The organism is Aulosira sp. FACHB-615, from assembly GCF_014698045.1.
Classification (GTDB): Bacteria; Cyanobacteriota; Cyanobacteriia; order Cyanobacteriales; family Nostocaceae; genus Nostoc_B.
Window position 1 is genome coordinate 104350 of sequence record NZ_JACJSE010000010.1, and the last position, 18797, is coordinate 123146.

General features: G+C 38.5%; 15 protein-coding genes. 7 read left to right on the top strand and 8 right to left on the bottom strand.

Features of this window, described 5'->3' with window-relative positions; all coding sequences use genetic code 11:
• Nucleotides 1-174: 174 nt before the first annotated feature.
• The gene (locus H6G77_RS17895; RefSeq protein ID WP_190872276.1) at nt 175-828 is read right to left on the bottom strand and encodes a hypothetical protein; all 654 of its coding nucleotides are present in this window, start codon (nt 826-828) and stop codon (nt 175-177) included.
• A gap of 587 nt (nt 829-1415) precedes the next feature.
• On the opposite strand from H6G77_RS17895, the gene H6G77_RS17900 reads away from it, so the two are divergent.
• From H6G77_RS17900 to H6G77_RS17915, 4 genes are all read left to right on the top strand, one after another.
• Nucleotides 1416-2873, top strand: a complete 1458-nt coding sequence (locus H6G77_RS17900; RefSeq protein ID WP_190872277.1) for an APC family permease — start codon at nt 1416-1418, stop codon at nt 2871-2873.
• A 48-nt stretch (nt 2874-2921) separates the two neighbouring features.
• A complete protein-coding gene (locus tag H6G77_RS17905) occupies nt 2922-3557 on the top strand; it encodes a cadmium resistance transporter (protein ID WP_190588399.1) in 636 nt (211 codons plus the stop codon).
• 73 nt (nt 3558-3630) lie between these two features.
• Nucleotides 3631-4467: a sulfite exporter TauE/SafE family protein gene (locus H6G77_RS17910; RefSeq protein WP_190588398.1), complete on the top strand. Its 837-nt coding sequence runs from the start codon at nt 3631-3633 to the stop codon at nt 4465-4467.
• A gap of 1 nt (nt 4468) precedes the next feature.
• A complete protein-coding gene (locus H6G77_RS17915) occupies nt 4469-5002 on the top strand; it encodes a DUF1634 domain-containing protein (protein WP_190872278.1) in 534 nt (177 codons plus the stop codon).
• Between the two features lie 357 nt (nt 5003-5359).
• Here the strand turns inward: H6G77_RS17915 and H6G77_RS17920 are convergent, their stop codons facing one another.
• From H6G77_RS17920 to H6G77_RS17940, 5 genes are all read right to left on the bottom strand, one after another.
• Complete coding sequence (locus H6G77_RS17920; protein ID WP_190588396.1) at nt 5360-5629, bottom strand: hypothetical protein; 270 nt, start codon at nt 5627-5629, stop codon at nt 5360-5362.
• Nucleotides 5630-5722: 93 nt separating this feature from the next.
• Nucleotides 5723-9487: a caspase family protein gene (locus tag H6G77_RS17925; protein WP_190872279.1), complete on the bottom strand. Its 3765-nt coding sequence runs from the start codon at nt 9485-9487 to the stop codon at nt 5723-5725.
• A 133-nt stretch (nt 9488-9620) separates the two neighbouring features.
• Nucleotides 9621-10793, bottom strand: a complete 1173-nt coding sequence (locus tag H6G77_RS17930) for a DUF1822 family protein (RefSeq protein ID WP_190872280.1) — start codon at nt 10791-10793, stop codon at nt 9621-9623.
• A 7-nt stretch (nt 10794-10800) separates the two neighbouring features.
• Nucleotides 10801-10962 carry a hypothetical protein gene (locus H6G77_RS17935; protein WP_190588601.1) on the bottom strand — a complete coding sequence of 54 codons (162 nt, stop codon included), beginning with the start codon at nt 10960-10962 and terminating at the stop codon, nt 10801-10803.
• Between the two features lie 82 nt (nt 10963-11044).
• Entirely contained in the window at nt 11045-12130 is a 1086-nt protein-coding gene (locus tag H6G77_RS17940; RefSeq protein ID WP_190872281.1) for a sigma-70 family RNA polymerase sigma factor, read from the bottom strand.
• A gap of 240 nt (nt 12131-12370) precedes the next feature.
• Between H6G77_RS17940 and H6G77_RS17945 the strand changes: the two genes are divergently transcribed.
• A complete protein-coding gene (locus H6G77_RS17945) occupies nt 12371-13759 on the top strand; it encodes a hypothetical protein (protein WP_190872282.1) in 1389 nt (462 codons plus the stop codon).
• Between the two features lie 357 nt (nt 13760-14116).
• On the opposite strand, the gene H6G77_RS17950 is transcribed toward H6G77_RS17945, so the two are convergent.
• The gene (locus H6G77_RS17950) at nt 14117-16063 is read right to left on the bottom strand and encodes a M48 family metallopeptidase (RefSeq protein ID WP_190872283.1); all 1947 of its coding nucleotides are present in this window, start codon (nt 16061-16063) and stop codon (nt 14117-14119) included.
• A 641-nt stretch (nt 16064-16704) separates the two neighbouring features.
• Here H6G77_RS17950 and H6G77_RS17955 point away from each other — a divergent pair.
• The gene (locus H6G77_RS17955) at nt 16705-17337 is read left to right on the top strand and encodes a HupE/UreJ family protein (protein WP_190588390.1); all 633 of its coding nucleotides are present in this window, start codon (nt 16705-16707) and stop codon (nt 17335-17337) included.
• Between the two features lie 6 nt (nt 17338-17343).
• On the opposite strand, the gene H6G77_RS17960 is transcribed toward H6G77_RS17955, so the two are convergent.
• Nucleotides 17344-18018, bottom strand: coding sequence for a sugar transferase (locus H6G77_RS17960; RefSeq protein ID WP_190872284.1), 675 nt, complete (start codon nt 18016-18018; stop codon nt 17344-17346).
• A 454-nt stretch (nt 18019-18472) separates the two neighbouring features.
• Here H6G77_RS17960 and H6G77_RS17965 point away from each other — a divergent pair, with 454 nt between their 5' ends.
• On the top strand, nt 18473-18793 hold the full coding sequence (locus tag H6G77_RS17965) for a hypothetical protein (protein WP_190588388.1): 321 nt from the start codon (nt 18473-18475) through the stop codon (nt 18791-18793).
• Nucleotides 18794-18797 lie beyond the last annotated feature (4 nt).

Here is an 18797-nt window from a genome sequence, read left to right on the forward strand (position 1 = left end):
GACTCAAAACTTTGTACATAATTACAGTAATAAGCTAATCAGCATTTAAGCTGCACTATTGAAATTGTACATAAATGACTTAAACTCTCTCCTCTGCCCCTCTGCCCCTCTGCTCCCCTGCGGTCTAAACTGCAAACTAAGTGCTTAATAGCTTACTATTCCCGACTTTCCTACTCACCCCTTCTTAGTAGGTGCAGTTGCAACATGAGCCTCAACAATTGTTTGCGACACTTTGGGAATATACCAGTTCACATCACTGGCTGGAAGAATTTTAGCGCCAACTTGATTAAATTCAATTACGCCAGTATCAGGATTAGTTTTGAGAACTAAGTTTGTCCCATTAGGAACTTTCACCACCACATCACCCACAAATTCTTGTCCAGATCGGTCTGGATTTAACGCTACAGCATTTACATCTGCGGGTAAATAGATACCTTTACAATTCCATCTATCTTGTGTTGTTGCGCCATCAGGTAAGAAATAAAGCGCGGCTGTTTCTGAGTATTCATCATCATCTAAATTTGGTTCTGGCCCGTAAATAGCTATTGTCTGTCCTGTTTGATTGGTGCATTGTCCCCAGTCAATTCCTGACTCAAAAGCATATTTTTGGAGTTCTAATTCGTTGATTTTTTGGTCAATTTGTTCAGGGGTGTAATCTTCTAATTGCTGTTGTGATGTTTTGGCAGAGAGAAATTGTTCTAACTCTTTGGTGAGAGTTATATAATCTGGATTTTTGCTAACTTTTGGGCGATCGGCTAAGGCTGGTTGAGCAAATACTAAACTTGCAAATAATATAACTGTCAGCAACAAGCATTTAATTTTTTTCATCTTTATGTACCTATTTTTTCAAAATTGCAGAGTATACCCAATCATCAAAAAATCATCAGCTTTATGTTGTAAATCTCATATCATATTTTTGTCTTGTTGACTAATTTTATAGCTATCCTAAACGATTTATCCCTGTCTCTCTTGTCCTCATTGTTTCCCTTGTCTCTTGTATTCACATATCAAATAAGGGCGCGATATCTATGTTATCACCTCATAACTTTAGGGTTTAAATGGCACTTATCCCGATGATATTTACGGATATTCTTCTCCACAGTCAGCAAGCAGAATTAATGAGAGAGTTGCCATATTTAAACACCCATAACTCCTGTTAGATTTGGGATTTGCATTGCTTAAAAAATCATAAAAATTAGATTTTTTGTCTACTTGATTGTAGAAAATACATGGGGTAGTATTAAATCTATCTTGAGAAATAAAACTAACGATAGGCGCTGCCATTTGATAGATATACCAATATCTATCATTCAAAATCAGGAATGGTTTTTAGTAGTGTATAACTAAAAGCTCTCCCCTAATTTGTTGTGACAACCATCATTCTATGCGCCATTTGCCAAACTAAAACTTGCAAGATGAAAAAGGAAATTTCTGCTCATCAAAGTCTGCATGGCTTAAAGCCAGAATGTCTGTCTTTCACGGAAGTGTTAGCGCAATCTTTTGCGGTAATTGCACCAACAACAATACCCGCATCTAACATTGGTTTAATCGTTGCACTTTCGGGTAACGGTACTTGGCTAAGTTTTTTGATTGGCTTAGTGGGACTATTATTTGTCAGTATTAATATCAATCAATTTGCTAGTCGTTCGGCATCTCCAGGTTCACTTTATTCCTACATCACCAAAGGTTTAGGTGCAACAGCCGGAGTGATTTGTGGCTGGAGTTTAGTACTAGCTTATTTATTCACGGGGATGTCTGTGCTTTGCGGTTTTGCCAATTTTAGTGGTGTTTTAATTGGGCATTTAGGCATTCATCCTTCAAGTATTACATTACTGGCGATCGGTGCTGGAATTTCTTGGTATGCAGCTTACAAAGATATCCAACTTTCTGCTGTCGCTATGTTGTGGATGGAAGGAATATCAATTTTTTTAATTGCTATCTTGTGCTTGATTATCTGGGCGCACCAAGGTTTTGCCTTGGATATGTCTCAACTGACCTTGGCTGATACCACTCCGGGTAGTATAGCGACGGGATTGGTGTTAGTCATGTTTGCATTTTCTGGCTTTGAAAGTGCCACATCTTTGGGTGATGAAGCGAAAAATCCCTTGCGAACCATACCAAAATCAGTCATGGGTAGTGTAATTTTGGCTGGGTTGTTTTATGTTTGCACAACTTATATAGAAGTCTTGGGTTTTAGCCATGCTGGCGTATCTATTACCAACACAGAGGAACCGTTAGGATTGTTATCCCGACAGGCAGGAGTCGGCCTTTTGGGTGAATTAGTGGGTTTGGGTGCTTTGTTTAGCTTCTTTGCTTGCATTCTAGGTAGTATCAACCCCGCCTCTAGAGTTTTCTTTTTGATGGCGCGTCATGGTTTATTTCATTCATCGTTAGGTACAGCCCACGCAGCTAATAAAACACCTCATGTTGCAGTCACAATGTGTTCTTTGATTATGTTCCTTGTGCCGGCGGGGATGTCTTTTTTGAATATCAAGCTGTTTGATTGTATGGGCTATTTGGGGGCTATTTGTAGCTATGGATTTTTGACTGTCTATATTTTGATTTCCATTGCTGCACCTGTTTATCTGTATAAAATCAACAAGCTACGCCGCCGAGATATCGCGTTTTCTATCCTTGGGGTTGGTTTTATGATGATTCCGGTTTTGGGTAGTATTGGCATCCCTGGTAGTAGCCTATTTCCAGTTCCGGAAGCGCCTTATGATGCCTTTCCCTACTTATTCTTGATGTACATAGTTGCAACTAGCGGCTGGTTCATTGTCAAAAGAAGACGTTCTCCCCACTTAGTTGCAGGAATGCGCCAAGGAATTGAAGAGATCCACGCCAGATTTAGCGATCGCAGCAAAATTCCTTAAATTTTTGCATCTTTTGATTACAAAAATTCTGATTTGAACTAAATTGATATGAACGGGTTAGTTACAGCAATTAGTACCGGGGCATTTGCCTTTAGCGCCACAAATATCGACGATTTAGTGATACTGACGCTATTTTTCTCCCAGATTAACGCCAAGTTTCGCCGTTGGCATATCATTGTCGGGCAGTATCTTGGTTTTACAGCACTGGTAATGGCAAGTCTGCCGGGTTTTTTTGGTGGCTTAATCCTACCACGTCCGTGGATTGGGCTGTTTGGTTTAGTTCCCATTGCTATTGGGATCAAGTGCTTATTGAGTCAAGAAGAAGATGAATCAGCCACAGTAGAACCACAAACAGAAGCATCGCCAGACACTTTGTTAGCCAAATTATTCAATTTGCAGACTTACAGTGTAGCAGCCGTGACATTTGCCAATGGTACTGACAATATTAGTATTTATGTGCCTTTGTTCGCCAGCGCCACTTGGGAAAGTTTATTAGTAATTTTGGGTGTGTTTTTTACGTTGGTGGGATGTTTGTGTTACGTAGCTAATCAATTAACTAACCAAACTGCGATCGCTAACTTGTTAACTCGTTATGGGAATAATTTTATGCCTTTTGTACTCATGGGGCTAGGCGCTTTTATTGTTATTGACAGTGGCAGCTTAACTTTACTCAATTTATCTTGAAGACAGCAGGGTAGTTAGTAGATTCATCTGCAAAATCTCTGGGAATTTCCCTATATCAAAAGAGGTATGAGGTTTGAACATACTAGAATTTTCTTTACTAGTTTGGCTTGGTTCATTTAGTGCTGGCTTTGTCGGTGCGTTAACGGGTTTGGGTGGTGGAGTTGTCATTGTCCCCCTATTAACTTCCGTCTTTGGCGTAGATATTCGCTATGCTGTCGGTGCTTCCTTAGTCTCTGTGATTGCGACTTCCTTGGGTGCAGCCTCCACATATATCAAAAAAGGCTACACCAATTTACGCCTAGGCATGTTTTTAGAAGTTGCTACGACAATTGGGGCAATTATTGGGGCGATGATTGCGGTATTTGTCTCTGTTAAAATGTTGACGATTGTCTTAGCGATCGTTTTGATTTATTCAGCATATCTTTCGCAACGACCCAGAATAGAAATTGATCAAGATCAACCCGCAGATCCTTTAGCCAATTATTTCAACCTCAATGGTACTTATCCCACTCCCGATGGCTTGATGTCTTATCAAGTTAATGCTGTACCAGCAGGGTTTAGTGTGATGTTCGTTGCTGGAATTTTATCAGGATTACTTGGCATTGGTTCAGGTGCATTCAAGGTACTAGCAATGGATCAAGCCATGCGTATACCTTTTAAAGTTTCTACTACCACTAGCAATTTTATGATTGGTGTCACCGCCGCCGCATCCGCCGGGGTTTATTTAGCCAGAGGTTACATCGATCCGGGATTATCAATGCCGGTGATGTTAGGAGTATTACCTGGCGCTTTTTTAGGAGCCAAAGTGCTTATAGGTGCTAAAACACAAATTTTGCGAATTATTTTCAGTCTTGTGCTAGTAGTAATGGCTTTTAAAATGGTCTATAACAGTCTAATAGGGGGGCTGTAATATGTATGAGTTTAATTCTATTTTTCGTTGGCAATCATCAACATCAGCAGAGACTGAAGTCGCAACAATTACCTTGCCAGCAGAAGAACCAGACTCAGATATTCAACAATTAGAAGAACAACGCCATAACAGTGAGATTAATAGTAGTCAGATAGTCAGCAAAACAGCCAGCGAACAGCAATTAGAATACATACTCAGTAATCTTTTAAAGTATGGTGTGTTAATAGCTAGTGCTGTGGTGTTGTTGGGTGGAATATTATATTTAATTCACCACGGTTCTGAACCTGCTACATATCAAGTTTTTCACGGTGAACCCTCAGAGTTTCGTTCCCCTGCTGGTGTCTTCAATGCAGTTTTAGCAGGTAGCCGTCGAGGGATTATTCAATTAGGTTTATTACTATTAATTGCCACACCTGTTTTACGTGTAATTATTTCTTTATTGGCTTTTATCTTCAAGCGCGAATTAACTTATATTGTTGTAACTCTGTTGGTATTAGCTAGTTTAACTTATAGTTTAGTAGGAGCTTATTTTTAATCGTAATTATGGAATGGGTGTAAGTGTTTAAGGGTGTTGGGGTGTAAGGGTTTTGAATACCTACACCCTTACGAGCATTGCATAATTCCTATGAGTATTATGACAATTTAATACCAAGATGTTGTATGTAACGTCTCTACGGGTGCATCCCAGTTTTTATTTAGCAACTAAAGAATAAAAGTCATTGCGAGGAGGCACGACGAAGCAATCGCATGGTTTTGTTCTTAGTGCGAGACTTTGCGATTGCTTCACTTCACTTCGTTGCGTACCCTTTGGGAAGGCTAACGCCTACGCAATGACATACAAAAAGTGGGATGCTCCCCGTCTCTACAGCATCTCATAAATTAATAAGTGATATTAAGAGTGTAAAATTTCGTTAAGCTGCGGGATATTTTGTTGAATAGCCTTTGCTAAATAGTTTCTAATTAAGTCAACAGTTTCTACTGAGAAATTACCGCCTAAAAATACAAAGGCTAAACTAGCAACTCCAAGAAATAAGGCTAACACTCTACCAAAACAGCCTGGATTAATTTCAATAAAACCTAACTTTGATTGTCCCAAGACAGAAATTACTAAGAAAATAATTCCTAGGGTTAAAAATATATTTGAGATAGTAAAATTTGCCATTTTAATTTAGTCAAATATGCTTGATACAACTATATTTAGTATAGCCATAATTAATGGAGATTGATGTTATAAATACTGACATAAGTTAGAATTTTACTGGCTGTATAATATACCCCAAGATTGACTATAGGTAGCGTCCTGCCTCCGGTTGGTGAGCGCAGCCGAACCACTGCCTCCTACTATCACTTGACACTCATCCCAGCGCCTTTTTAAAAGATAAGCACTGGGAGGAAATGATAACTTAGTTGTGAGGTTTTGTCCTTGCAATTCTCTACAAGTAGATTCATCTGTCCAATTACACCGATTTTCTGTATATTTGCGCCACAATGCTTCAATATCTTTGAGAGTTTCACAAGGTAGAAGTTTTTCTTCTCCTTCGGTGAGATAACCATCATTATTGACATCAGCTTTTGCACCTTGTTCACGCATCAAAATTGCATAAGATGTTTTGAGTGCGCCTGTATATTGGTTTTCTAACTTGGCAAAATCAGTATCCACTAAATCGCCAAATTTACCTTGTTGGAGTTCAGCTTCTAAAGTAGACAGTCTAGTTTTTTTAATGATTTCTGCTAAGGATTTTTCAGCTTGTTGCGATGCTTGTTGCAATGTATTTTGGTGCTTGAGAATATCAGCAAATTTTTGTGGCTCTTGACTAATTTTGTCTTGTAAATTCAAAGTGATCCGCCAAATCTGCCGATAATCATCCAATGCTTGATTAATATCTCCAGCTTGTTGATGTTTATTAGCGTTAGTCAACAATGCAGATAGACTATTTAATGTTGTTTTAGCAATATCAGGTGTAATAATATTAAATGAACTATAGCGGATGAGTTGAGCTAACTGATTTTGCTGTTGTTGTTGCCAAGCAACTATCCCAGAAGCTGCAATTAATAATAAAGTAATGGTACTAGTACTACCTAGTAAAAAACGATTTTTTAGCCGCGCTTTTCTACTGGCTTGGATATATTCTTTTTCTGGGGGGGTGAGGTAATCTTTGTATTTTTGATAATATGCTTCTGCTTCTGTGAGTTGAGTTTTTTGCAAAAGAAAATCGGGGTGTTTTTGCTTTTGTTCCCATTCTTTGCGTTTCTTTTCTAAACGCTCTTGTTGATATAAGCGATCGCGGTTTTCATCCAACCACCAACGTAAACTCGACCAATGACGAATTAAAATTTCGTGAGCTACTTCTATAGTTACTTCGCTTTTGAGTATTTCTAATTCCTGAGAAATAGAATCAGCAGTGCGACTCTGCCCGATATTTGCGTCATTTTCTGGTAAATTAACAACAATTAATTTGGCATCAATAAACTTTTGTAGAATTTTCTCAACTGAATATGGTGAATATTTACCTTGCAATAGTTGGGATTTTTGGACTTGTTTTTTAGTATCTTCTGTACCCTGTCCCAGACGAGTTAAAGATAGAAAAATCCATTGGGCTATTTTCTGTTCTTCTGGTGACAAACTATCATAAATGGCTTGAGCTTTGAGTTCTAAAGCTACTTTTATGCCACCAATTTTATCGCGGTAAGCTGAAACTGTTAATTCACCTGTATTTTGGTCGCGGTGTTCCCATAACTGTTCTAAAACAAATTGCAGTAAAGGTAAATCTCCCGCCGATTGTTGTAAATCATTTAACAGTAACTCAACTAAACCTGGCTCAACTGTTAATTCTACTTGCTCGGCTGGTTTTTCGATAATCTGGCGATAATTTTCTGCACTCAACCGGGGTGGAACTAAAACATGAGATGCTTGTAATTTTTGCGATAGTTTGGGTAATTCGAGACAAGGTGAAATAAAGTCGGCGCGGAGAGTAATGATTAATTTAAATCTGTCGGATGCGTAGTCTAAAGCTTCTAAAAGAATATCAAGAAAAACTTGGCGATCGCCTGTAGCCGGCAGCGTAAAAATTTCTTCAAATTGGTCAATTACTAAAACTACCATTGGCTCATTTCTGGTGCGTAACCAATGGACGAAACCCTCACCGCCTAAATGTAATAACCCTTCAGTTTGTAAGGGATTTTCTTCAGCATCTGCCATGATTTTGGCTAATTCTTGCAGTGGGTTTTCCCCAGGACGCAAATATTTAATTAGCCAAGTTTCACTTCCCGGAAGTTGTTTTCCCAGCCTTAACTGTGCCATTAATCCCGCTTGGACTACGGAAGATTTACCACTCCCAGAAGCACCAACTACTGCTAAAAAAGATTGATGATTAACTTCATTAATTATTCTTTGGGTGAGAACTTCTTGACCGAAGAAATATTTTGCATCTTTCTCACTAAAAGCTCTTAATCCCATATAAGGACAAATCCCTAAATCAACTCGTTGGGATTTTTGTTGTGAAGTTGCAGGTAAAATTTCAATTACTCCCTGCATTCCCCCTAGCCAATAATTACGCCAAATTTGACTTTCTGCAAGTTCGCGCTGTACACCCATAATCCAGCCAGCAACAGATAAACCTGTTTGTAAGTTGGATGTTTGCAAAGTTGTCAGTAAAGCTGTAGCAAATTCTTCGGCATTTTCAATAGTAGCTGCACCAATAATTAAACACTGACTAATTTCTGATTCTTGTTGCAAATCTTCTAGCCAATTCTGGAGAGATGCAGTATTTTGTGTGTCTACAAGACAATCTAAAACTACAATTTGTTGAGCAATATTTGACTGACGCAGACTTTGGCGTAACCAATCACGACTAAGTTTAATTTCATCACTAATAACTAAAAAAGCTTCACCTGTAGTTGTTTCTTCAATTCTTCCCCGCAGATAAAGTAAAGATGTTGCATCTTCTAAACTGGCTGAAGATGCTTGATTGAGTAAGCAATTTTGAATCGCTTGGCGGACATCCGGCAAATCTCGTGCTTGGGAATGCCAATATTTCAAGTCAAAACCACCCGCACCAGCCAACATTTTACTAATCTCAGGAGTGATTTCGCCATCTGATAGCCCATTTACTATTAAAGCTTGCCTGTGCGATCGCAGTTCGATTTCTGTGGCTTTATACCCAAGAACTAATTCCCCCACCGCTTCTACAATCAATTTGGGAGTTTGCTGTGGTTGTTCTTTTTTTAACCCATCAGTATCACCACGGCTACGTTTTTGTTGATTAATTAACCGCAGTCCTTGGTTAAGCTTATCAATATACTGGAGGGTATGATGATAAATATATTTGTAGAGCGATTTAACTTCAATTTCTCCCCGCACATCAGCCGCTTCACCTAATAAGCCGCGAATTAAAAAATAGGTAAACACACCATGACCTAAATCGGGAAACTCCCACGATAACTGTTCTTTATCGCAAGAAAGTAAGGCATAAAATCCTTGACTATATCCTGTTTGTTTTTTCTGAACAGCAACTTTTTGCAGTTGTTCTAACATCTGAGGTGTGGGTGAATTTCTCAGAGTAAAACTGCCACTATGACAAGCATCTAAAATTACTATTTGTTGAGCAGCTTGACAATTACCCAACAATGTCAACAGTTCTTGCATCGTCAAACCAGTGTTGAGTAAATCATCTGTTTGAGTATGAGTTAAACACAACACAGCCTGTTGACTTTCTGACTCCAGCATTCCATGTCCACAAAAGTAGAATAAAACTGTATCTTGGGGATTAGCAGATTTAACTATATGCTGAAAACTAGCGCGAATTTCAGCTAATGAAGGTGCTGGTGATGATTGGGAATGATGCTCAATGATTTCTGTGTGGATAAATTTGTGATTGGCTTGTTTTACAGCCTGAGCAAAACCTTGACAATCTGCAACGGCGTAACGCAATGCACGCAGATTTTTATCTTGATATTCATTAATACCAATCACTAAACACCAAAGTTTTTTGACATCGTTCTTGATAATGGCACGGGGCATATTTGTAAAATATTCTAAGTATAAGTAGAAGGACTAGCTTGTTGAGCATTGAGCGGAGTCGAAATGCGTCTTCTAAAAATTGTGTCTATCTATAATTTAATTTACTAATTTTCAACGCAGAGTTGATATAATATTAAAATCTCAATATCTCTCGCTCATAATTTTCGGGCGTTGGTTCAATCTCCCATACCAAACCTTCACCCGCTTCTAGTTGTAATTCAATTGCTAACTTTTCTGTCGCTGTATCCGCAACACATTCATTATCGGGAAATGGTTGTAAATCTTCAGTTAATAACCGCAATTTAAACCCACTAGGAATTAAACCTTGTAGTGATAAACTCTGCAATTCTATAACCCAAATTCCTGATGTAATCTCGCCTGGAGATTGCACTTGTAACTCGTAATTTTGACCAGCAATTATCAGATGACGAGTTAAAATCACTGGCTCATTTGTTTGGGCTATACCTCTACTACCAAGACTAGTTTCTAAATCTAAATAGTTCCAACCAAGTTGTTGGGCTAAATCAGAAATTCCTGTTTGTATCCATTGAATAATTGACCATTGTTGGGTAATTCCTGTGCGGAGTTCATATAATCTTTGTCTCCAACCGCCATGTTCTAGCAATGCTCCCCATAAGCTAAAGGGAATTGCAAGTCTAGGAAATTTTACAGCCGGATTTCCTAATCTTGCTAGTAAATTATTTGCTTGGGTTAATGATAAATTAGCTAGAGGTTCCACTTCAGTTTTTGTTGGCGCATCAGGACAAAGTTGACGTGTTACCCACAATATATCTAAGTCGTGGATGAGGTCTTCATAATCTAAATTATAAGTGCGATCGCCTGCACTATAATTACTTGGTTGTTTGAGTTGCAAATGAGTTGTATATCCCCAAACTTTTACCCAACCATCTTCAGTATTAACTTGCACGGCTAAATAATAATCCCCAGCCCAACTGGGAATATCCACCCATTCTTGGGGAACACGGATTTCATTGATATCAATTGCTAAACTCGGAATTAATATTAGCCGAGTTTGATTAATAGTAATTGCTGTCCCATTTACTACTTCCCAAAAGCTATGCAAAACAGCAAGATTTGGTGCAGGCTTGGCGATAATTCCCCATATTTCTTCTAGCCAAGGTAAAACAGTTAACAAACAAAGTCGATTTAAATAAGCTTGTAGGCGAGTGCTGGGGGTGGAAAAATTTTGACTTTGCTGCCAAACTGCATCCTGTGTAGTTTCTGATATCTCCACGCAGGATTCGATGGCAATAGTTGATATCGTTATAGCATTAAGATAGTTCATGATTTAATTATCTGTTCAACTGTGTCAATTGATATTCTTTACCTCTGCTAATTTCATCTACTCCCTCATGAATAGCAGCGAGGAATTTAATTTCTTGAATTATGTGGTGAATTGAAACATCTGGTGGCAGACGTTTGATTAGTTCAATTACTTTTTGTTGGTCGCTCATAAAACAATATCTTGTGAAAGTGACAATCTACTCCCTACTCCCAATTCCCAGCCTTAACGGGTACTTGAGAAATCAAATAGAGCTATAATTCATTGTGTTTTTTGTAGTATTTCTCTAGCCATTCATCAATTAATCCATTCATGTTATTGATTACGTTGGGACTCAGAGAAATATTCTGGGTGGTTTGCGACCATTGCGCTAAAGTGATGAGTGATTCAGATTTGAATTTTTGGAGTCGGCGCACCACAGTTGGCTGAGATATTCCTAGCTTGAGTGATATTTCTTTTTGGGTGAGTCCTTCGCCGTAGTACATTTTCAGTAGCTCTTGTTTTTGTGCGTCAAGATTGGTGATGCTATTGCTTAACAGGGAATTTATCTCTGTCCAGAGAGATTTACGGATTTGTGCTTCTTCCTCATCTAGTAGTTTTGTCAAGGGAGTAGCATCGCCACTAGGTAAGATATCTCGCAATGTATTGTCTTCGTTAAATACCGACGCATCTAAAGAAGCAGTGGGTGGAGCGGTATAAGCTCGAATTGCTTGGACACAAGCTTCTAGCCATTTTTGGATAGTTTTCGCATCTGATGGTGGTAGTTGCTGAATTCGTTCTTGGTTGTAAACTTGGGCGATCGCTTCCCATACAATCAAATCAGGGGCGGTAAGCTGGCGGTTTCCCTTGGGTTTTGTGGGCGCATAAATCACCTTGAAGCATTCCCACGCAAAAATATAAGGCGCAATTTCTGTGGCGGATAACCCACGCTGTACTAAAGCTTTATGAAGTAATTTTTGACTACTGTGTAGTAATAACGACCAATCACTTCTAATACTTGCTTCTTCTAGCCCTTCTTTGAGTAGCCCATCTTTGATGAGATTACAAAACACCCGATAAGCAAAAGCTTCTAAATTAGACTGTCGCTGGGGGTCAAATCCTGTGAATACCTTATCAATATATGCGATCGCTATTTGAAAATAATCCGCTAAAGTATACTGTGGCAACGTAAATCGCGGTTTGACTTTTGTAGCAGCTTTGTAACCAACTTCTTGTAAGTAAGCATACAAATGACCCCTCGCCAGACTTTTTGGCTGATTTTGCCAAACCTCGTGCCAGTATAATGCCCAATCAGATGTGGAACGTTCTGCGGCGGAATACTGACTGAGGTAATTACTCATATTGCGATAGAGCTTGCTATCCGTGACCCATGTTGTGGAACCGCCTGATGAAAATTGCAGAAAGCTCGAAAAAATCTCAACAATTTCTTGACGAGGGTGCATGAATTGACTTGTTTAACTCTATTTTTATAATTTACAAATTATCTTTACATAATATTTAAGAATGAAGGGGAAATACCTACGAATATTTTCAGAATTTCCACAGTATATACCCATAGTTAAAGTTTTCTGGAGTTAGCGATGAATAACCGCAAGTTAAAACCACAACACAGAAGATTGATGTATGCGATCGCTACTTTCATGATTCCTCTGTATACTGTGGCAACAACAACAAATAGTTATGCCAATGTCCCAGAAAAAGCAGAATTATACCAAATTTTAGGCAATCATGAACTGTCAATTCGGCGCGGTTCTAACTATGGCCCTGCTGTTGTTGGTAGTTTTTTACAAAAAGTATATGATACTTTATTCCTTCCCGGTAATGGTAAATCCTTTGCTCAATTACGCTTTCAAAATGCGGCGGGAAAGGATATGGGACTACAACTCCAAGCCAGTACTAAAAATAAACAATTAACACTTTATTACTTACCTTGTACAGCTAAACAAGGAGATTCTTTACTCATAGAATGGGCGAATCAAGGTAGTGGTAAACGTGCCTGCGAATATGGAGTGCGTGTACAGCGTGGTGTCCGTAATCAAACTAAATTTATCGATAAAAATTCATCTAATATTGAGCCTGCTAAACAGTTATTGATAGCCCAAAGTTCTGGTACTAAATTGCAATATTGTAGTGTTGCTGCCGCCGATGGTCGCGGCTGGAGTGGTGTTTCTGCCAGTGAACCTTGTGACGAACCAATACAACAATGTCTGACAAGTGGTGGTAAGGAATGTGCAGCGATTACTAGAGATGAGTGGAGTCTCAGAAATGAAAACTTAATTGCCACTGTCAACTGTGCCAACAATCAATCTTTCAGTGAAAAAAGTAGTGGTTCTGGGATGAAAGATGCAGTAGCTAAACTTTGGGAACAATCTCAAAATCAAAAAGCCAAATTTTGTGCGCTGCATGTAATTAATTCTGAGCAAGATGAAGTGATTGTCGCTCCCAAAGTTCCAGATAGAAATTTGTTTCAAACCCGCAATACACCGAATGGCATTCAAGTAGATGTCATAGCAGGAATCGCCAGTGTAATTTCAGCTAAAAATCCCCAAGGTGTTACCCTCAAACTAGGACAAAGATATAACTATAACGGAGAAAATCAAGAAGATCAAATAGAAACTTTTGATAATCAAGTTGAATCAATTGAATTACAAGTTTATCAAGCTAAAGCAAGAGGGTTAAAACTCTGCGACCAAGAACAAGTGAGTGGTGGTCAACAAGGTGATAGCCGAGAAATTCAACTCACCGCGAATGAAGGTCAAATTAATATCAGTTATGAAATGTATAACGTTCCTGATAGATTAAAAGTCAGCTATGAAGGACAAACTCTTATAGATACAGATTTTGTTTCAGGTAGTAATAAAGTATCTGCGAAGTTTAAAGGTAATTCTGGGCAAGTTAAAGTAGAAGTTATTGGTAATAAAGATATATCAACCACTCAGTGGAAATATACACTTTATTGTCCACAATAAAATAGTTTCTCAGACTGAAGTCTGGGGATACACAAACTTAGAATATCTAAGAGCAACTATAGCTTTTTATTTCCTGCTGAGATACCAATTCATCTGCATCTATCTGCGTGCATCTGCGGTTAATTTTTTTCTAGTACCTCACTAAAGTAATGAATGCTATACAGTTCAGTTAAGGCAACAGACTGGTGTAGGTTGGGTGGAGGAACGGAACCGAACATTCACGCATACTTTGTTGGGTTACGCTATCGCTACACCCAACCTACTATTCTCTTAACTGAACTGAAATCTACGGCTACAGAAATAAAGTCCGCAAGACCAACTGAGCGGACTATTTAACATTAACTTAGATAAGATTTTCTAGAATGGAATGCGGAAAATGCGCCCACCACCAGTACTTTCTTTAATTACTAAAGTTAGGTTTTGTGAGCCTTGACTATTCCAAGTTTGTCCTAATACTTGCACTTCGCCTTTAATTGTTCCCTTGGCTGGAACTTGTGCTTGAGCAGATGAAAATCTGGTTTTCAATTTTTTGCCACTTTCTGTTACTACTTCAGCATATAAAGGCACAAATGCAAAGGGGCGATCGCTGCGATTTTCGACAATAAAATTAATCGTGAAGTTTCGATTGCTTTCCACCTTACCGCCATCGATGCGAATCTCTACATTATCTCTGGTTTGTCCAGATGCGATCGCTACTACGCCGCGTGTCGGTTTACTTCCAGGATTAAGATTAGCTTTAGGAGGTTTTTCATCTGGCTGAGATCCAGGATTTGTCGCCGCAATACTCGGAGTTACCCCTTGAATTAAATCCTGAATTTCTTTGTGTTTTTTCACTCCTTCAAAAGCGTAACGATTATAGTTATTGCTTTGAATTAAATTTTCTAAATATGTAACTCGTTCTGCGGGAGCCGGATGAGTAGATTGCCAAGAAGTTTCTGATTTTCCGCCAGATTTAGCATTTAAGGTTGCCATCAAATTCCGCAAGCCATCCGCAGCATAGCCAGCCTTGGTTAATACTCTCGTACCTAAAATATCCGCTTGTCGTTCATTTTCTCGGCTATGTTCTTTACCTACCATTTCCTGTAACATATCCGGCATAGGAATGACATTACTTAAACTACTAATAAACTTACCTTGGGCAACACGTTGAAAACCATGAGATAGCACAGCATGAGCAAGTTCATGACTTAATAAACCTGCCAATTCTGCTTCCGAATTAGCGGCTAAAATTGCTCCCGTATTTACAAAAACTTTTCCCCCAGGTAAGGCAAAAGCATTAATTGAACTGTCTTGAATAACGTAGTATTCATAATCAAACTTGCGCCCCATCAAAGGCTCTAGTCTGCCGCCAATTCCACGCACATAATTGAGAACTTGTGGGTCTTCTAATAACTTACCTTCTTGTTGATATTGTTTAACTAATTTATCAGCAACTTCTTTCCCAAAAGCCGATTCACCTTGCAAAAGCATAGATACTGTTTCAAAACCGGAAACCCCAGCTTGCCAATCTTTTGTACTAAATGCTTTTACACCACCTACAACTGCACTAAAAATACCTTGAAATCGTAAATCATCATTCAGCTTGCTGTGATGACGTTGGAGATTTTTCTCGGCAAGTTGTTCAAACTCTGGTGCTTCTGGATAATCAACATAAATTGTGGCAAATTGTCTGGCAGCAATGGAAGCTTCTAAAAACTTTTGTTCTTTTTCTAAAGCATTAATTTTCGCTTTGAGTAATTCTGGCTCATCAGGATATAATTCTACTGCTCTTCCGAGAACTTCTAGGGCATTTTTTGGCTGTCCATCTTTAGCACTATTTTTACAAGCTTCTGGTTTATTCTGGCAAGCTTCAGCTAACAGTAAATGACCTTTAATAAATTCTGGATAATTACTTAGTAATAGTTGCAGAGGTAAAAAAATCTTGCTGTCTAAATTTTGCTGTAAACCTTCATTGGCATTCCGCCAGTATACTTGACCATCACCCGGCAGTTTGTCAACTTCATAAATAGCAGTACGTCTTCTATCACTAGCTGCAAACTCAGATTTGACTTTGCGATAAAGATTTTCTGCTGCTTGCAGTTGTCCTTTTTGATAGAGTTCATCAGCTTCTGCAAAGGTTTGAAAGCGGCTGATGGCTGAGGAATTTTGCGCCAGCTTGACACTTGTAATTTGCGGTTGGCGATGTGTGCCGGTTCCTGACTCAGCATGAACCTTGAAGTTGCTTCCTAGTAAACAACTACCAGTGGTCACGCCTAAAATCAAGCTCAATTTTACAGCTTGAGCAACTGGAAATGCTCTAGTCATAGAATTTGCCTTTAATTCATCTGAATAACATTACTGCGTGATTTTACGGTTTATTCATTGACTGACTAGGACTGACTCAGAAAAATTTTCTTGTGAGACTGGGTGTAGGGGAATCAGGGTACAGGGGTGTTTACAATCTGGAAACTTGAGACACAACATTATCAAATCATTGTTGACCCCAAATTAGTGATTATGCTGGAAGATAACTACGTTATTTTATGATTTTAATCTGCCCAAATCATTAAAAGTTTACAAATTAAGATAAATTTCAGTTTCAATTTAGCAAGTATTCCTTAAACAGCATTTGGTTATGCCACTCAAGTTTGCCAGAATTGATTTGATGAATTGCTATAGCAATTCTAGTTTGTAACAAGTTCTATAATGGTCAAACAATTACTGGGATGGAACTTTGGGATATTACTGTCATAGATAGTAATAATTTTATGAAACAAGTTATTTGAGCATTAAAAAACTTGTTGAAAAAAACTTTGGGATATTACTGTAACAAATAGTAATAATTTTATGAAAATGATAAGTGCTGTGAAGCCCCAAAAGTTCATCAAAAATTAGATAGCGATCGCGTTAGTTTGTTTTGAGAGTTGGGCAGTATAAAATACCGAAAAACTAATTTGGTATATCTTATGTTCAAAGATAAATTACTTCAACGTTATCTTGGTGCGATCGCCGCTTTGGCTATGATTAGTTTGCTGAGTTCATGGACTGGATTATCATATCCCCATGACATTTCTAATTCCTGGGACGGCTGGTTGTGGGGAATGGCAGATCCAGTATTAGTGTTGACTGAGTTTGTGAGTATCTTAGCCATCGGTTTACTCGCCGCCAGCACCCAGCATTGTAGCTGGATAGCCACTGCGCTGATATCAGCCAATATTTTGGGAACAATAATTACTCTCTCGCAAATAAATTTACCAGTGTCAGAAGTTGCGATCGCAATAGTGAGTGTGGCTTTTGGTATGGTATTGGTGACAGCAAAACAGCCGAAGTTATTCACACTACTGCTACTAACAGCGATCGCAGGTTTGTTTCATGGCTATTTTAATAGTGAATCAATTATTGGGGCAGGCACAATGCCTTCAGTTATGTATGTTGTCGGTGCAGCTTTGACGCAATATGCAGTGGTAAAAAGTGTCAGCCAAATTGCTACTCAGGTGAGTCAAGCAGATTTATCCAGTATTTTGTCTAGAAGAATGAGTCTGTTAGGTTTTGCTATCTGCGCTCTTGGTTTTGTGTCGTTGACTATGGGGATCAACTAAATTTATTTAAAAAGCCCCAACTTTGCCAAAGATGACGTAGAAAGTCTTGGTAATCAACAACAAATCATACAATGGATGCCATTTTTCTTGGTAACGTAAGTCTAAATCAACTATTTGTTCAAAATCTTTGACGTGAGAACGACCATTAACTTGCCATTCACCAGTCAAACCCGGTTTGACATTCAAACGTTGCCAATGACGTTGATTATACTTAGCTACCTCATCAGATGTAGGTGGGCGGGTTCCTACCAAACTCATCTCACCTACCAGTACATTCCAAAATTGTGGCAACTCATCTAAGCTGGTACGGCGTAAAAAACGCCCGACTTTCGTAACTCGAAAGTCATGCTGATTTTTAAAGATTAATCCGTCAGCTTCGTTGGTAACTAAAGATTTGAGTCTTTCGGCATCATCAACCATTGAACGGAATTTACGGAGTTTGAAAGGTCGTCCTTGCAGTCCGTAACGTTCCTGAGTAAAGAAAATTGGGCCTGGACTATCGAGTTTAATAGCGATCGCTATCGGTATAAACACAATACCCAAAATGATTAAACCCACTAAACTCCCTAAAATATCTAAACAACGTTTGAATTTAGAATCTACGGAAGAGTGGGGTGTGTCTAATTTCCAAACTCTGTCAGTAGGAACTTGACAAAGACTTTGCAATTGTGTTTGGTACATTGTCTAGCCAATTGTAATTAATCACGGGAAATTCACGGAAATTTAACCCAGAATATAAACTTTACCCTTTGCTACTCAGGAGTTTTTTAAGGTATATTTACTTAATCTTCATCAAGAATACTAAATTGATGAAATTTTGTAAAATCTGCATAAAATTTTTTAGATATCTTTTAAAGAGTACTTAAGTATAAATATTATGTATAAAAAAATGCTTGAATATCAAAATTAATTACTAATTGATTCATGTAACTTTCTGGCTAAACTGAAGTAGCTAAGAAAAATCACTAAGTAGTAAGGACAATACATCCCTACAAATGATTTGTTCAGACTAACTTCAGATGGCACTCTTGTATATTTGGGCAGATATCAGAGATTATCCCCAAGGGCATAAGTAAAAAAAGGCACAAAGGCTAGGGTTCAGGACTAATAATTTTTATGATGGGATGGTGGAAATATGATTTCAGGTGGAGTCGAAGTTAAAGTTAGTCGTTTAGAATCGATTGTTGAGCAGATTGGCGAAGCAGTTCTTACTACTACAGAAACAATTGAAAGCCTCGCTGAAAGATTAGATTATCTGAGTTTACAAGTCGAGGCTCAAGGCCGGCAGTTACAACAACAAGGCAATCAAATTTTTGCTTTGTGCGATACTATGCAAAACTTAGCGCAGTCTCAAGATTATACTGTGCAGAAACTCTCCCAACTTACCCAGACTTTAGATAAGTTAACATCTTTGATGCAAAGGTTAGATAGAGAAGGAGTTAACAGTAAATATTGAGTAA

Coding starts and splice junctions, on each gene's coding strand:
- H6G77_RS17915 (WP_190872278.1), top strand. CDS start 4,469: ATGTATGAGTTTAATTCTATTTTTCGTTGGCAATCATCAACATCAGCA.
- H6G77_RS17895 (WP_190872276.1), bottom strand. CDS start 828: ATGAAAAAAATTAAATGCTTGTTGCTGACAGTTATATTATTTGCAAGT.
- H6G77_RS17950 (WP_190872283.1), bottom strand. CDS start 16,063: ATGACTAGAGCATTTCCAGTTGCTCAAGCTGTAAAATTGAGCTTGATT.
- H6G77_RS17905 (WP_190588399.1), top strand. CDS start 2,922: ATGAACGGGTTAGTTACAGCAATTAGTACCGGGGCATTTGCCTTTAGC.
- H6G77_RS17920 (WP_190588396.1), bottom strand. CDS start 5,629: ATGGCAAATTTTACTATCTCAAATATATTTTTAACCCTAGGAATTATT.
- H6G77_RS17900 (WP_190872277.1), top strand. CDS start 1,416: ATGAAAAAGGAAATTTCTGCTCATCAAAGTCTGCATGGCTTAAAGCCA.
- H6G77_RS17935 (WP_190588601.1), bottom strand. CDS start 10,962: ATGAGCGACCAACAAAAAGTAATTGAACTAATCAAACGTCTGCCACCA.
- H6G77_RS17925 (WP_190872279.1), bottom strand. CDS start 9,487: ATGCCCCGTGCCATTATCAAGAACGATGTCAAAAAACTTTGGTGTTTA.
- H6G77_RS17965 (WP_190588388.1), top strand. CDS start 18,473: ATGATTTCAGGTGGAGTCGAAGTTAAAGTTAGTCGTTTAGAATCGATT.
- H6G77_RS17940 (WP_190872281.1), bottom strand. CDS start 12,130: ATGAGTAATTACCTCAGTCAGTATTCCGCCGCAGAACGTTCCACATCT.
- H6G77_RS17955 (WP_190588390.1), top strand. CDS start 16,705: ATGTTCAAAGATAAATTACTTCAACGTTATCTTGGTGCGATCGCCGCT.
- H6G77_RS17945 (WP_190872282.1), top strand. CDS start 12,371: ATGAATAACCGCAAGTTAAAACCACAACACAGAAGATTGATGTATGCG.
- H6G77_RS17930 (WP_190872280.1), bottom strand. CDS start 10,793: ATGAACTATCTTAATGCTATAACGATATCAACTATTGCCATCGAATCC.
- H6G77_RS17960 (WP_190872284.1), bottom strand. CDS start 18,018: ATGTACCAAACACAATTGCAAAGTCTTTGTCAAGTTCCTACTGACAGA.